This window comes from Bradyrhizobium sp. I71 (assembly GCF_022354745.1).
Lineage (GTDB): Bacteria > Pseudomonadota > Alphaproteobacteria > Rhizobiales > Xanthobacteraceae > Bradyrhizobium > Bradyrhizobium liaoningense.
The window spans coordinates 4454350-4470000 of sequence record NZ_CP059398.1; the positions used below are offsets into that span (position 1 = coordinate 4454350).

Consider the following 15651-nt stretch of genomic DNA (forward strand, 5'->3'; position numbering starts at 1 on the left):
TGACGGAGTCCTTGGTGACGCCGCGTTCTAATGCGCCGCCAAAGACCGCGGATCGCGCACCGGCCAGCGTCCGGCTTCCACCAGCGTGACGAACCGCTCCACGCTCTCGTTGAACAGCGCGGGCTCTTCCAGGTTGAGCACGTGGCCCGACTTCGGAAACATCGCGAGGCCCGCGGCCGGCAGGTGCTTCTTCAGGAATAGGCTGGGCCCGACGCAGGGATCGTCCTCGTCGCCGCAGATGATCAGCGCGGGCGTTGCCACCTTCGCGATCGCGTCCGTCATCGTGTAGATCGAGGGACGTCCGCCCTGGAAGCCGCGCATCGTGCGCGCCGAACCCCTGGCGTCGTGCCGTGCCAGCGCGGCATAGAAATCGGCGTGGCCGCGCGGATCTTTCACCAGGAAGGGAATCCGGCTCGGCGCCTCGCGCGTGACCTTTGCGACCTCGGCGGAGCCGAGCGTCTCGAACTGTTCGGCATTGGCGCGGCATTGCTGGCGCCAGGAGTCTAGATTTTCGATCTCCGAGCCGGAGCCGACGCCGGCGAGCGTCATCGACAACGCGCGCTGGGGGGCGTTGAGCCCGATCTGGAGCGACGAATAGGCGCCCATCGACAGGCCGACGAGATGCGCGCGCTCGATGCCGAGATGGTCGAGCACCGCGAGCGCATCGGTGTAGAAATGCGTGTAAGTGTAGACTTCACCTTCGGGTACGTCCGAAGGCGTGTAGCCGCGCGCGGAGTAGGCGATGCAGCGATGGCCGCGCGAGAAGTAACGCATCTGCGGCTCCCAATTGGTGTAGTCGGCCGCGAACTCGTGCAGGAAGATGATCGGCGTGCCGCTGCCCGCTTCCTCGAAATAAAGCCGGCAATTGTCCTTCGTCACGGCGTAAGGCATCTAGTTTTCTCCCTAAGGGTGCTGCGGCATTGGAATGCCGTTCTGCAGTTCACGCATGTGAGTTCTAACACCCGTTAACCTCCGCGCAAAATCTCCCAGAACGTGTCTTGATCTCGCCACATCGGGATTCTGATACGCGGGGTGCATGACGGCCGCGCACGGCCGATCGGGAAGTGGGGTGTAACGAAGGATGAAGAATGGTTGAGTTGTTTGCGTCTCGCCTGTCGCGTTGTGTCGTCGCGCTGGCGTTGTTCTTTTCGGCGGTCGCCGTGTTCGTTTCTCCGGCCTCGGCGCGACCCCATCATCGTCATAGCGCAGAGCGGCACGCTTACGTGCATCACGCCAGGCATCATCACTACCGTCATTATCGGCACCATGCCCGCAGCTCGCGCTTCGAGCGCAGCGCGGCGCAGCTGCAGGCGAGCGGGTTCGGCAACACCCAGGCGAGCTATGATCCGAACGCCAATGGCGGCGGCATGGCCACCAACGGAATGGCGAACAACGCCATGAGCAGCGGCGGGTTCGGTGGCGGATCGGGCCTCGTGTCCGAGGCGCGGCGCTATCTCGGCGGCAATCCGACCGGGCGCGGCAGCCTGTGGTGCGCGCGTTTCATGAACATGGTGCTGCAGCACACCGGCCATCAGGGCACCGGCTCCGACATGGCCAGCTCGTTCGCGCGCTACGGCACGCGCATCTCCGGTCCGCAGGTCGGCGCCATCGCGGTGATGTCGCGCGGCCGCCGGGGCGGCCATGTCGGCATCATCACCGGCGTCGATGCGCAGGGCAATCCGATCATGATCTCCGGCAACAGCGGCAACCGCGTCCGCGAAGCGCCGGTCTCGCGCGGCCGGATCTATGCGTATGTGATGCCGAATTGAGGTGACGACAGCGACGGTCTCGTAGGATGGGCAAAGCGACTTGTCCGCCATAGCTCGAAGAGCGACGGCGGAAGCGTGCCCACGGCTTCTGCCAGCTCGGAGAAGTGGTGGGCACGGCGCAAAGGCGCCTTTTCCCACCCTTGTATTAGCCCGATTGGTTATATTGAGCCGTTCCGTGAGGAATGGCCCAGCCCGGGTGGCCGCCCGAGCTGGGTCGCCGTTCGATCGGATCGGTACCCACCGAAGCCTTGAGGGCTGTCAGACGTAGCAAGATCGCGATCGGCACTTCATCGGGACCCGAATGGTTGAACGAACTTTAGGTTCGCATAACAAGGGAGGGATCGACGAAGATGGCCAAGCATACCACGATCTGTGCCGGGATCGATACCGGCAAACGGAAGCTCGATGTGGCGATCGAGGGCAGCCGCGAGCAGTTGCAGGTGACGAACACGGCGGAAGGCCATGAGGCTTTGCTGACGTGGCTGCGACAGCATCGCATCAAACGCGTCGGCATCGAGGCGAGCGGCGGTTACGAACAGGCTGTCGTCGCCGAACTGCGACGCAAGGGGTTTGTGGTTGTGGTGTTTCAGCCGGCTCAGGTCCGAGCCTATGCCACATTCCACTTGCAACGGGCCAAGAACGATAAGATCGATGCCGCTCTTATCGCAACCTGCACCGCCGCGGTGCGGAAGATCCATACCGCTCCCGATCCCCGGTTGCTGCCGTTCGCCGAGCAGCTGACCATGATCGATCAGATCGGTGAGGATATTGCACGCCTCAAAAACAGGATCGAAAGCTGCCGCAATGCGGCGATCAACAAGCTCTGGCAAGAGGATATCGCTCGCCTGGAGCAGCGCGTGAGGGTCGCACTCAAGGCTCTGGTCGCCTCGATCCGCAAGCATCCCGACCTTGCCAAGAGACTTGCCCTGATCAACAGCGTTGACGGCATCGGGCTGCCGACCGCCGTGGCCATCCTGGTGCGTCTGCCTGAGATCGGCCAGATCACGCGGGAGCAAGCTGTCGCTCTCGCCGGCCTTGCGCCCTATGACGACGACAGCGGCGACCGGTCAGGCGTTCGGCATATCGAGGGCGGACGAAAGCGGCTGCGCCGCGCCCTTTATACGGCTTCACTGGCCGCATCGTTTCGATGGAACCCGCAGCTCATCAAGCTCTATCAACGGCTGACTGCGGCTGGAAAGGAACACAAGCAGGCGCTCGTTGCCTGTGCCAGAAAGATGCTCATCTTCGCCAACACAGTGGTGGCTCGCGGCACGCCGTGGTGCGGCGAACCTCCGGTAGGATCATTCCCTGCTTCTTAGTTCGACCGAGACGCGCTTCTTCGTCCCGACCTACGGCTCCCTCATGACGTCGCGCGTAGCGTCCGTCAAGGATGGCCGTCGCTCGCCCCAACATCACCCGATCTGCCGCCAGGCCACGCCTTGACGGACGCGAGCACGGCGTCATCATGGCAGACGCAGGCGATCCGGACGGCGCAAAACACGGCCGCTATTTAATGGTTGCTACGGCAGTGTGGCTCTCACAGCAGCTTCGGCTCTTCCACCGCAACCGCATCGCCCACGCCGATCTCGCCACCTTCGATCACCTCGGCGTAGATGCCGCAATCCATGTGGCCGAGATGGCGCGAGAGCGTGGGCGGGATCTCGAGATCGCGCTTGGCGGTTTCAGGATCGACATTGGTGGCGGGGCAGCGGACGATGCGCTTGATCACCTTCAGCCGGGCCTGCCCGACCGCAAGTGTCTGGCCGACCAGCTCGAGCTCCGACCAGGCCGGCCAGCCCTTGACGTAGAGATTGGCGCGGAAGCGCAGGGGGTGCACGGCGGCGCCGCCGAGCATAGTCTCGATCGCGCGGACGCTGCCGAGATTGATGATGGAGACGACCTTGCGGGCGACGTCGGAGAAGCTGTGGTCGCGGCCGGACAGAACCTTGGGCGGGCCCTTCAACTCCGGCTGAAAGTTCTCGCTGAAATAGGCCTCGATCGCGGCGCGGCCGGCGGCGGTCTCGAGATCGCCGCTGGCGACGATCTGGCCGTCCTTGCGGATGGTCAACAGATTGGTGGCGTCGTCGAACCGGCTGTCGAGCTCGGCCAGCCGCTCATTGCGCGCGAGCATCAGAAACTGGATCTTCGGTTTCCAGGCGGGGGCCTCGGGATCGAAGCCGCTCGGCCCGTTCTCGATGGCGTAGCGGCGATCGGCGGGCAGGGTCTCCCCTGGTCGCAAGGTCACGCGGGATAGGGCTTCCGGCGTGAGGCCCTTGATCGGGTAACGGTAAAGGCCGGTGATCTCGGCAGTCTGGCTGGCTTTCATGCCGCTACTTAGGGGATTCGGCCTGCTCGCGCCAAGCGGGTCTAAGCGTGCACGAAATTGTGAAGTCGCCTCTTCCGATCCGAGGCCACGCTTCCCACATCTGGATCAGGCTGGCGCCAGCGCCGGCTGATAACGACCGCTTGCGGGTTGAGGAACGTCAACACGCCAGGCGGAAACCCAATGAAGATGCCATTTGGAGTGCCTTTGAGGGCTCCATGAGAGGCAGGCCGAGGGACAGAAAAGATGAACATCGAGAAGTATACCGAACGCTCCAGGGGCTTCATTCAGTCTGCGCAGTCGCTTGCGATGCGCGAGGGGCACCAGCAGTTTTCCACCCCGCACCTCCTGAAAGTCCTCTTGGACGACAATGAGGGGCTCGCTGCCGGTCTGATCGACCGCGCTGGCGGCAATTCCCGTGCAATCCTGAAGGCGACCGAGGACGCCCTCGGCAAGGTGCCGAAGGTTTCCGGCGGTGGCGCCGGCCAGATCTACCTGGCGCCCGAGCTCGCCCGCACCTTCGACGCCGCCGAAAAGGCCGGCGAGAAGGCCGGCGACAGCTTCGTCACCGTCGAACGGCTGCTGCTCGGCCTCACGCTGGAGAAGTCCAGCGAAGCCGGCACCATCCTCAACAAGGGCGGCGTCACCCCGCAGAACCTCAACGCGGCGATCGAGGCGCTGCGCAAGGGGCGGACCGCGGATTCGGCGACCGCCGAGAACGCGTATGACGCGCTGAAGAAATATGCCCGCGACCTGACCCAGGCCGCGCGCGACGGTAAGCTCGATCCGGTCATCGGCCGCGACGAGGAGATCCGTCGCACCATCCAGGTGCTCTCGCGCCGGACCAAGAACAACCCCGTCCTGATCGGCGAGCCCGGCGTCGGCAAGACCGCGATCGCGGAAGGGTTGGCGCTGCGCATCGTCAATGGCGACGTGCCGGAGAGCCTGAAGGACAAGAAGCTGCTCTCGCTCGACTTGGGCGCACTGATCGCCGGCGCGAAATATCGCGGTGAGTTCGAGGAGCGGCTGAAGGCCGTGCTCCAGGAAGTGACCGGGAGCGAAGGCACCTTCATCCTCTTCATCGACGAGATGCACACGCTGATCGGTGCCGGCAAGGGCGACGGCGCGATGGACGCTTCCAACCTGCTCAAGCCCGCGCTCGCCCGCGGCGAGCTGCACTGCATCGGCGCGACCACGCTCGACGAGTACCAGAAGCACGTCGAGAAGGACGCCGCGCTGGCGCGGCGCTTCCAGCCGATCTTCGTCAGCGAGCCCTCGGTCGAGGATACCATCTCGATCCTGCGCGGGCTGAAGGACAAGTACGAGCAGCACCATGGCGTGCGGATCACCGATTCCGCGCTCGTGGCCGCCACGACCCTGTCCAACCGTTACATCACCGACCGCTTCCTGCCGGACAAGGCGATCGACCTCATGGACGAGGCCGCGGCGCGGCTGAAGATGCAGGTCGATTCCAAGCCGGAAGAGCTGGATTCGCTCGACCGCGAGATCATCCGGCTCAAGATCGAGCAGGAGGCGCTGAAGAAGGAAAGCGATCCCGGCTCAAAGACCCGGCTCCAGACCCTGGAGAAGGACCTTGCCGAGCTCGAGGAGAAGTCTGCTGGGCTGACGGCGCGCTGGAGCGCGGAGAAGAACAAGCTCTCCGATGCCCAGAAGCTGAAGGCCGAGCTTGACGGCCTGCGTGTCGAGCTCGCCAACGCGCAGCGGCGCGGCGAATTCCAGAAGGCCGGCGAGCTGGCCTACGGCCGGATTCCGGAGCTGGAGAAGCAGCTGGCGGATATCGAGGCGCGTGAAGGCTCCGGCGAGATGATGGAGGAGGCGGTCACCGCCAATCACATCGCGCAGGTGGTCTCGCGCTGGACCGGCGTGCCCGTCGACAAGATGCTGGAAGGCGAGAAGGAGAAGCTCCTCAAGATGGAGGAGCAGCTCGGCAAGCGTGTCGTCGGCCAGGCCGAGGCCGTGCGTGCGGTCGCAACCGCCGTGCGCCGCTCGCGCGCGGGCTTGCAAGACCCGAACCGCCCGACCGGCTCGTTCATGTTCCTGGGGCCCACCGGCGTCGGCAAGACCGAGCTGACGAAAGCTCTCGCGGAATACCTGTTCAACGACGAGACCGCGATGGTCCGCCTCGACATGTCCGAATACATGGAGAAGCACTCGGTCTCGCGGCTGATCGGCGCGCCTCCGGGTTATGTCGGCTATGACGAGGGCGGTGCGCTCACCGAAGCGGTGCGGCGCCGGCCTTATCAGGTGGTGCTGTTCGACGAGATCGAGAAGGCGCATCCTGATGTCTTCAACGTCCTGTTGCAGGTGCTCGACGACGGCCGCCTGACCGACGGCCAGGGCCGCACCGTCGACTTCCGCAACACGCTGATCATCATGACCTCCAACCTCGGTTCGGAGTTCTTGGTGAACCAGCCGGAGGGCGAGGACACCTCGGCCGTGCGCGAGCAGGTGATGGGAATGGTGCGGGCGCACTTCCGCCCCGAATTCCTCAACCGCGTCGACGAGATCATCCTGTTCCACCGCTTGCAGCGGAGCGAGATGGGCCGGATCGTCGAGATCCAGTTCGCACGTCTCCAGAAGCTGCTGACCGATCGCAAGATCGTGCTGACGCTCGATGCCGCAGGCCGCGACTGGCTCGCCGCCAAGGGCTGGGATCCCGCCTATGGCGCAAGACCGCTGAAACGGGTGATCCAGCGCTACCTCCAGGATCCGCTCGCCGAGATGATCCTGGCCGGCGACGTCAGGGACGGCGACACGGTCGCGATCTCGTCCGAAGGCAACGTGCTGACCTTCAACGGCAAGGCGCCGCGAACCGCCGAGATCACCCAGTTCGAGGCGCCGGTGACGAAGCGGAAATTGAACTGAGGGTACGGCGCTTGAAGCAACAGGACGCCCCGGAGAGGCCAACCTCTCTGGGGCGTTTTCCTTTGTCGGTGTCTCAGCTAACCGGCTGCGGACGCGGAGCCAGGACCCGCCGGACCTTCCTCCTCGTCCTCGTCAAGCTCCGAAAGAATATCCACCAGCTCGCGCACCCGTCCCTGCGCCAGCGGTCGCAGATCGTTGATCATGGGCTCGTCATTGGCGAGCCAGGCCTGGGCTTCGGCGAGTTCCTCGACCGTCGCTCCGGTCCCGATGATCTGGGCAATGGTGACGTCGTCGGCCCCGTCCACGGCCTTGACGACATCGTCCCGTGAGAGGCGCGTCATGGGGCTGTCCTCCTGCTGGTCGGCTCCGTCAGCTAACCGAAAATCCGCCTCCGGGTTCCGCGGCCAGGCCTTGGCCGGCGGACGCTACTTCTTCACCACCTTGTAGATCGCATTCTCGATGTCCGAGCTGAAGTAGATGACGCCCGTCGCCCCGACCGCCACGCCTGTCGGAATGTGCGTCGGCAGGCCCCCGGGCGCGCCTGTCAGGCCGATCGGGAGATTGGCGGCGATCTCGGTGATTTTGCCGCTGTCCGGCGCGATCTCGATCAGCCGTTTGGCGCCGACCTCCGCCACGACCAGCTGGCCGTCGCGGCCCCGTGCGATGCCTTCGGGCATTTTCAGGTCCTTGGCGACCACGGTCTTTCCGCCGTTTGTGTCGATCCGGGAGACGGCGCCGGCAAACGCTTCGGTGACATAGACCTCGCCGCCAGGTCCACCGGCGAGCCCGACCGGGCCCTCGAGGTCGCCAATCAGCGTGACGCGATCCTTGCCGTGCTCGCCGCTCACCTTGACCAGCGATTTGGTGCCGAACTCGGCCACCAGGATGCTGCCGTCCGCGAGCACGACGGCGTCATGCGGCGCCTTGAAGCCGTGCAGCATGTCGCGCGTTGCGCCGGTCTTGCCGTCGATCACCTGCACGGTGCCGGTGAACCAGCTCGACAGGACCACGTCGTTGCCGTTCGCCGTCGCGCTCATCGGATATTCGAGCGTGACGCCGGCGGCGTGCATGCGCGCCTTTTCGGTGACCTCGCCGGTCGCTCCATTCACCGTGCGATAGGCGAACACGTCGGCGACGTGGATCGTGTCCCTGCCGTTCTCCGAGGTGACGCCGATGCCGCCGGGCAAAGCGAGCTTGCCGATGATGATCTGCTTGGCCTGGCCGGTCGCAGGATCGACCTCCTGGATGCCGTTGTCGGCCATATTGGAGACGTAGATGCGGTCCTTGTCGTCGATGGCGAGATTGTCCAGCGATGGCTTCAGCTGCGCGACCATGGTCTTGGCGCCCGATTTGGGATCGACCCGGACGAGCTGACCGAGCGCGGTGTCGACCACGAAGAGGTTGCCCTTGGAATCGAAGTTCACGGCGGCCGGGACCTTGAAGCCGTCGGCAACGACGGTCAGCTCGGCCTTGTCGACGTCGACCTTCGCGACCTGGCCCTTGAACCAGAGCGGACCGTAGAGCTTGTCGTCGGGACCGAACTCGAAGCCGTTGAGGCCGCCCATCTTCTCCATGATCTGGCGCGGCGGTTTGACGCCCTCGACGTCGATCTCGTAGAGCGCGTCGCCGAGGAAGACGGTGGTGGCGTAGAGCCTGCCGTCCTTGCGGAAGGCGAGCGAGTTGATGCCGGGAAGGCCGGAAGCGAGCTTCTTGATCGGGCCGTCGCCCTTGCGCGCATAGAGATCGCCGGCGAGGAATCCGGTCCAGGCCATGGTGCCGTCGGGCGCGAACGCGATGTCGTCGGCCATTCCGACCGGTGCCGGGATTGCAACCTTGGCGCTACTGCCCTCAACCTCGTAGAGCGCCGCGCCTGCGACGCTGCCGGCAAACAGATGGCCGGCCTTGTCGACAGCGAGCCCGTGCACGCCGTGGAATGCCGAGCCGGGGACGAGCTTGGTGACGTCCCAGGTTGCCGGCAGGGTCTCAGCCGACAGGCTCGTGGCGGAGAACAGCGCAGCGACGAAGGCTGCGCAGGCGAGCCTGTTGTTCATGGCGAGACCTCCCGTTTTTTGGGAAGTATTCGCTCCTCATGCCGCTTTGGCAAACAAAACTTGACGTTGTGACGCCGCAAAGCGGCCTCGCGACGACGTCGAATTCGGGTCGTGTCTGGAGATGTCCGCCGGGGCGGGCCAAATTCCCGACTTAGCGGTTGGTGACCTGCAGCGGCCCGCCGGTGGCGTCCGAGATGCGGGCGATGGCGCCGCCGCGGCCGCTCATCATCCCCTCGAGCCGGTCGCGCTCCTTCTCGAAGCTGGCCAGCATCGGGCCCTCCAGCGAACGGCCGCGCGGCAGCTTCACGCGCATCGGGTCGACGAAGCGGCCGTTGACCAGGATCTCGTAATGGACGTGCGGGCCGGTCGACAGGCCCGACGAGCCGACGAAGCCGATCACCTGGCCCTGCCGCACCTTCTTGCCGGGCTCCATGCCCTTGGCGAAGGCCGACATGTGGCCGTAGGCGGTCTCGTAGCCGTTGGCGTGCTTGATGCGGATGTACTTGCCATAGCCGCCCTCGGGGCCGGCCTTCTCGATCATGCCGTTGCCGGAGGCGAAGATCGGCGTGCCGTAGGCGGTGGACCAGTCGACGCCGGTATGCATCTTGACGTAGCCCAGGATCGGGTGGCGGCGGCCGCCGAAGCCCGAGCGCATGATGGCGTTGTTGACGGGCTTCCTGACCAGGAACTTCTTCGCGCTCTTGCCGGTCTCGTCGTAGTAATCGACGACGCCGTCGTCGGGGCTCTGGTAGCGGTAGTATTTCTTGGTCTCGCCGCCGACGGTGAGGGAGGCGAACAGCACCTCGTTCTTTTCGCTCGACGTCACGCCTTCGTCCTCGCCGGCGTAGAACACGTCGAAGGAATCTCCGGGCTGCACCTTGCGCTGGAAATCGACGTCGTAGGAGTAGATCTTGATCATGTCCTCGATGACGGGCATCGGGACCTTGTTGCGCATCGCCGTCTCGTAGATGCTCTGGTACAGCCGCACGCCGCTGCCGTCATCCTCGTCATCGTCTTCGCTGTTGGCGTTGGCCGCGGCGTCGGCGACGGTGTTCATGCTGGAGACGTCGACGGCGACGTATTTGCCGAGATCGGACAGCGCCGCGATCGCCTCCACCATGGTGTCGTTTGCAACCACGACGCGATAGGGCTGGAGCCGGGCGCCGGGGCTTGCGGGCGCCATCAGGATGCGGAGTTTCTCGCCTTCCTTGAGGCCGCCGTCGCGGCCGCGCGGGCCAAGCGTTGCGGTGATCGCCTTGATCTCGTCGGCCGTCGCGCCGAGCTCGCGCAGCACCGAGCCGACGCTGTCGCCCTTTCTGACCAGATGGACGCGCTCGCCATTGGGATTGCCGCCGGTGATCTGCTCCTTGGTCTTGGGCAGCAGCGTGACGTTCTCCGGCACCACGCGCGTCTCGAAACCGGCATAGGGATCGGAGGACGACGCCTCGGCGGCGTAGGCCATCTTGATGTCGGACGGGCCGGTCGTGCCGGAGACGTCGGCTGTAGCATTGGCGAGCGAGGCGTAGCGCACCCCGCCATTGCCGCGCCAGTTGGCGGCATCGCGGACCCGCATCAGGATGTCGTCGAGCGCCACCACCGCGGAAATCTTGGCCTTCGGCAGCACCGACGACAGGTCCTTGGTGACGAATGACACCTCCGCGTCGGGCTCGACGGCCTCCGGATTGTTGGGATCGTCGGACGCCGTCTTCGGATCGGAGCCGACATCGGTGAGCAGGCGCTGGGCGTTGAACGGCGGGATCTTCGCCGACAGGTCGCTCGTCGTCATCGACAGGTTGCCGGCGATCCGGACGAAGGGGCGCACCCGCATCACGTCGCGGTTGCCGACGCGGGCGACCGTCGAGACGCGCACGATGTTGCGCGAGGCGGTGGATTCGCTCGGCGGCGGCAGCCGGTCGCTCTTGTGCAGCGAGGCGGCGCGATCGGCGGCGCCGAACGCGCCGCGCAAGGCGCCCTCGACCCGCTCCGGCACCTTGGCGAAGGTCATCTCGCCGTCGAGCGATGCGAAAACGGCGCCGCCGATCAGGGCCGCGCCGCAGAGTCCGGTCAGAATTGTGCCGCTGAACCATTGCACCGAGACGCGGCGGCGGTCGATCACGGCGGCTTCAGAACCATCGACGGACAGCGGCGGCTCGTGGCCGAGATCGATGATCCCGGTCTCACGCCCGTAGGTGCCGCGTGACGTCCTGTGGTTCAACCCAAGTCCCCCAATCAATGACCCAAGAAAGCCCGCTTCGAACCTTGTCCCTGGCCGCCCTCTTGAACGGGGATCGCCGGAAAAGGCAAACCGCACAGGCGCCCGCGCTCAGGAAGCCCCGGAACAGGGCTGGCCGAAATTACGAACAACTGGACGGATGAAACTCTCTCGATGTCTTTCGAACGTCGAAGGAAGGCCGCGTCATCTGCAAGATGCCTTCCCCTGACCCCATGAAAATCGCCGGCAGCCCCCATAGGCATCCCCGCGATTCAAGCTCGTCTCTTACCAGAACGCCGCGGGATTGTGGCTCAAGTACGGCGCCAAATATGGAAAAAACTTCCTCAAGAAGCCGGCGCGAGGGGCCTCCCCGGAGCGGCGCCGCAAGCCGCCTCTGGAGCCCCTCCGGAGCCTCCAGGGCCGCAAACTTTTTTTCAGTTTTTTCTTCGCGCGGCGTCGGCTCGCTCGCTCTGCGTCGCTCTAAGCGACTGTAATCGCGCGTTTTTTTTCGGCGATCCACTGTGCGACGATTTGTTGACGATGGGCGTTGACAATCCCGATCGGTGGGGACTATAACCCCAACCACTGAGCGCGGCGCCGCCGGGTCACTGACCAAGGCGAGCGAACGCGCCACTGATGCTCCTCACCTTGTTGAGTGACACAACAATCGACACCAGTCGGTTGGAGTCATTTTTCGTCGGTAAGGGTATCGGAACCCTTCCACTCTGGAAGGTTGGGGCCTCCTGGTCCCGGGCTGTTTGACAAGTGAAGATGAAGAAAGAGAAACGTGGACGGCGGAGTCCTTGCGGGTCTCGCTTCTGGAAAGCTTCGGCTTTTCTGATCGAGACCGGACGAAAGACTTCGGCGGTACACGTTTTAAAGGAAACACCATCGTTGCCAGCGATGTGAATCGCGGGCAGCTCATCGGCTTCGGTCGATGGAAAAATGGTGGGACCTCGTCAAACGTTGTGATCAGCCGGTTCAAAGTTCAAGTCCAACTTGAGAGTTTGATCCTGGCTCAGAGCGAACGCTGGCGGCAGGCTTAACACATGCAAGTCGAGCGGGCGTAGCAATACGTCAGCGGCAGACGGGTGAGTAACGCGTGGGAACGTACCTTTTGGTTCGGAACAACACAGGGAAACTTGTGCTAATACCGGATAAGCCCTTACGGGGAAAGATTTATCGCCGAAAGATCGGCCCGCGTCTGATTAGCTAGTTGGTGAGGTAATGGCTCACCAAGGCGACGATCAGTAGCTGGTCTGAGAGGATGATCAGCCACATTGGGACTGAGACACGGCCCAAACTCCTACGGGAGGCAGCAGTGGGGAATATTGGACAATGGGGGCAACCCTGATCCAGCCATGCCGCGTGAGTGATGAAGGCCCTAGGGTTGTAAAGCTCTTTTGTGCGGGAAGATAATGACGGTACCGCAAGAATAAGCCCCGGCTAACTTCGTGCCAGCAGCCGCGGTAATACGAAGGGGGCTAGCGTTGCTCGGAATCACTGGGCGTAAAGGGTGCGTAGGCGGGTCTTTAAGTCAGGGGTGAAATCCTGGAGCTCAACTCCAGAACTGCCTTTGATACTGAAGATCTTGAGTTCGGGAGAGGTGAGTGGAACTGCGAGTGTAGAGGTGAAATTCGTAGATATTCGCAAGAACACCAGTGGCGAAGGCGGCTCACTGGCCCGATACTGACGCTGAGGCACGAAAGCGTGGGGAGCAAACAGGATTAGATACCCTGGTAGTCCACGCCGTAAACGATGAATGCCAGCCGTTAGTGGGTTTACTCACTAGTGGCGCAGCTAACGCTTTAAGCATTCCGCCTGGGGAGTACGGTCGCAAGATTAAAACTCAAAGGAATTGACGGGGGCCCGCACAAGCGGTGGAGCATGTGGTTTAATTCGACGCAACGCGCAGAACCTTACCAGCCCTTGACATGTCCAGGACCGGTCGCAGAGATGTGACCCTCTCTTCGGAGCCTGGAACACAGGTGCTGCATGGCTGTCGTCAGCTCGTGTCGTGAGATGTTGGGTTAAGTCCCGCAACGAGCGCAACCCCCGTCCTTAGTTGCTACCATTTAGTTGAGCACTCTAAGGAGACTGCCGGTGATAAGCCGCGAGGAAGGTGGGGATGACGTCAAGTCCTCATGGCCCTTACGGGCTGGGCTACACACGTGCTACAATGGCGGTGACAATGGGATGCTAAGGGGCGACCCTTCGCAAATCTCAAAAAGCCGTCTCAGTTCGGATTGGGCTCTGCAACTCGAGCCCATGAAGTTGGAATCGCTAGTAATCGTGGATCAGCACGCCACGGTGAATACGTTCCCGGGCCTTGTACACACCGCCCGTCACACCATGGGAGTTGGTTTTACCTGAAGACGGTGCGCTAACCCGCAAGGGAGGCAGCCGGCCACGGTAGGGTCAGCGACTGGGGTGAAGTCGTAACAAGGTAGCCGTAGGGGAACCTGCGGCTGGATCACCTCCTTTCTAAGGATGGTTCTTCAGAAGCTTGCTTCTATCGAACCGTTTTAGAAACATCAGTGGCCAACAGATCGCCAGATCGTTGAGCTGCATTGGCGGGATTTCGCCGTCTTCGTTTCTCTTTCTTCGCGGACGAACACGCGCTGGGGCTGCAGGCTTGCAGATCCCTGGTCCTTGACTGGATATGCGTTAGGGGCTTGTAGCTCAGTTGGTTAGAGCGCGCGCTTGATAAGCGTGAGGTCGGAAGTTCAAGTCTTCCCAGGCCCACCACTTTCATCGAGTGTGCATTCGTCTTCTGGTTACGGGGCCATAGCTCAGCTGGGAGAGCGCGTGCTTTGCAAGCATGAGGTCGTCGGTTCGATCCCGTCTGGCTCCACCAGATGGTTTGATCACCGAGATCTTGTACCGTCGTCCGCGAAACATCACTTCGCACTTGCTAGTCCGGATGGACAGTAAGCTGCGTGATTTCTGACATCGTAAAGAGGAGATCGATCCGAGTTGGATCGTGCGGAGAATATCCGCGCGAGACTTCATTATCTCCGGATCATTTCGGCGCTCGCGCGCCTTTCAGTGTAGCTCAAAAGGCTGCGTCTGAGGGACGAGCGGGTTGTAAATGATCCTTTTAGCGAAGCTTGACCGCCTCGCTATCGGAACGATCTTACGAAGCAAGCTGGTCTTTCTAGTCAATGTCCGGCTGCAGATAGCGTTCATCGAGGGCGCGTGCCGCAAGGCAATTCTGCAGACAACATTCTGCCGAGTGTGTGGACATTGATAATGAGAGCAATCAAGTGCCTTAAGGGTGTTCGGTGGATGCCTTGGCGCTGAGAGGCGATGAAGGACGTGCTACGCTGCGATAAGCCGTGGGGAGCTGCGAAGAAGCTTTGATCCGCGGATTTCCGAATGGGGAAACCCACCTTCGATAGCCGGAACTCCAAGACCTTAGGTTTTGGGGTTTGACCAGAAATGATCGGGACCATGACCGCAAGGTTTTGGATTTCCGGTTATCAAGAGAAGGTATGAGACTTCTGAATACATAGGAGGTTTCAAGCGAACCCAGGGAACTGAAACATCTAAGTACCTGGAGGAAAGGACATCAACAGAGACTCCGTTAGTAGTGGCGAGCGAACGCGGACCAGGCCAGTGATACATCAGAGACAATCGGAACCAGTCAGGAAAGCTGGGCCTCAGAGGGTGATAGCCCCGTACGAGTAATGCGATGATGTATCCACGAGTAAGGCGGGACACGTGCAATCCTGTCTGAACACGGGGGGACCACCCTCCAAGCCTAAGTACTCCTCAGCGACCGATAGCGAACTAGTACCGTGAGGGAAAGGTGAAAAGCACCCCGACGAGGGGAGTGAAATAGACCTGAAACCGGACACCTACAAACAGATGGAGCCCAAGATACGTTCTGGGTGACATCGTACCTTTTGTATTATGGGCCAGCGACTTAATTTAACGAGCAAGCTTAAGCCGATAGGCGAAGGCGTAGCGAAAGCGAGTCTGAATAGGGCGTCAAGTTCGTTGTATTAGACCCGAAACCTAGTGATCTAGCCATGAGCAGGTTGAAGGTGAGGTAACACTCACTGGAGGACCGAACGGGTGCCTGTTGAAAAAGGCTCCGATGACTTGTGGTTAGGGGTGAAAGGCCAATCAAACTGGGAAATAGCTGGTTCTCCGCGAAAGATATTTAGGTATCGCCTCGGATGAATACCTCAGGGGGTAGAGCACTGGATGGGCTAGGGGGACTTACCGTCTTACCAAACCCAACCAAACTCCGAATACCTGAGAGTACTATCCGGGAGTCACACGGCGGGTGCTAACGTCCGTCGTGGAGAGGGAAACAACCCGGACCTACAGCTAAGGCCCCTAATTCGTGGCTAAGTGGGAAAGGATGTGGAAATCCCAAAACAACCAGGAGGTTGGCTTAGA

The 15651-nt window shown here is 62.3% G+C and carries 8 protein-coding genes, 2 tRNA genes and 2 rRNA genes (1 of these 12 only partly in view); 7 read left to right on the forward strand and 5 right to left on the reverse strand.

From position 1 onward, the window contains the following. Positions 1-27 precede the first annotated feature (27 nt). A complete protein-coding gene (locus FJV43_RS21525; protein WP_239620700.1) occupies positions 28-891 on the reverse strand; it encodes an alpha/beta hydrolase in 864 nt (287 codons plus the stop codon). A gap of 197 nt (positions 892-1088) precedes the next feature. Between FJV43_RS21525 and FJV43_RS21530 the strand changes: the two genes are divergently transcribed. Then, on the forward strand, positions 1089-1769 hold the full coding sequence (locus FJV43_RS21530) for a TIGR02594 family protein (protein ID WP_239620702.1): 681 nt from the start codon (positions 1089-1091) through the stop codon (positions 1767-1769). Between the two features lie 350 nt (positions 1770-2119). Beyond that, on the forward strand, positions 2120-3088 hold the full coding sequence (locus FJV43_RS21535; RefSeq protein WP_239620704.1) for an IS110 family transposase: 969 nt from the start codon (positions 2120-2122) through the stop codon (positions 3086-3088). 218 nt (positions 3089-3306) lie between these two features. On the opposite strand, the gene FJV43_RS21540 is transcribed toward FJV43_RS21535, so the two are convergent. Then, positions 3307-4095 (reverse strand): MOSC domain-containing protein, encoded by a 789-nt coding sequence (locus tag FJV43_RS21540; protein WP_239620705.1) that lies wholly within the window; start codon positions 4093-4095, stop codon positions 3307-3309. Between the two features lie 243 nt (positions 4096-4338). Here FJV43_RS21540 and clpB point away from each other — a divergent pair, with 243 nt between their 5' ends. Next, entirely contained in the window at positions 4339-6978 is a 2640-nt protein-coding gene (clpB, locus tag FJV43_RS21545) for an ATP-dependent chaperone ClpB (protein WP_239620707.1), read from the forward strand. 77 nt (positions 6979-7055) lie between these two features. On the opposite strand, the gene FJV43_RS21550 is transcribed toward clpB, so the two are convergent. The 3 genes from FJV43_RS21550 to FJV43_RS21560 all read right to left on the reverse strand — a co-directional run bounded on the left by FJV43_RS21550 (position 7056) and on the right by FJV43_RS21560 (position 11244). After that, on the reverse strand, positions 7056-7319 hold the full coding sequence (locus FJV43_RS21550) for a hypothetical protein (RefSeq protein WP_239620709.1): 264 nt from the start codon (positions 7317-7319) through the stop codon (positions 7056-7058). Positions 7320-7403: 84 nt separating this feature from the next. After that, positions 7404-9029: a hypothetical protein gene (locus tag FJV43_RS21555; protein ID WP_239620710.1), complete on the reverse strand. Its 1626-nt coding sequence runs from the start codon at positions 9027-9029 to the stop codon at positions 7404-7406. A 151-nt stretch (positions 9030-9180) separates the two neighbouring features. Next, complete coding sequence (locus FJV43_RS21560) at positions 9181-11244, reverse strand: M23 family metallopeptidase (RefSeq protein WP_239620712.1); 2064 nt, start codon at positions 11242-11244, stop codon at positions 9181-9183. A 992-nt stretch (positions 11245-12236) separates the two neighbouring features. Between FJV43_RS21560 and FJV43_RS21565 the strand changes: the two genes are divergently transcribed. The 4 genes from FJV43_RS21565 to FJV43_RS21580 all read left to right on the forward strand — a co-directional run. After that, positions 12237-13725: ribosomal RNA gene (locus FJV43_RS21565) — 16S ribosomal RNA — on the forward strand. Positions 13726-13912: 187 nt separating this feature from the next. Further along, positions 13913-13989: transfer RNA gene (locus FJV43_RS21570), tRNA-Ile, on the forward strand. Positions 13990-14022: 33 nt separating this feature from the next. Further along, positions 14023-14098 (forward strand) — tRNA-Ala (locus FJV43_RS21575). 403 nt (positions 14099-14501) lie between these two features. Next, positions 14502-15651: ribosomal RNA gene (locus FJV43_RS21580) — 23S ribosomal RNA — on the forward strand; it runs 1696 nt beyond the window's last position. Together the 16S and 23S rRNA genes with 2 tRNA genes alongside form the textbook arrangement of a ribosomal RNA operon.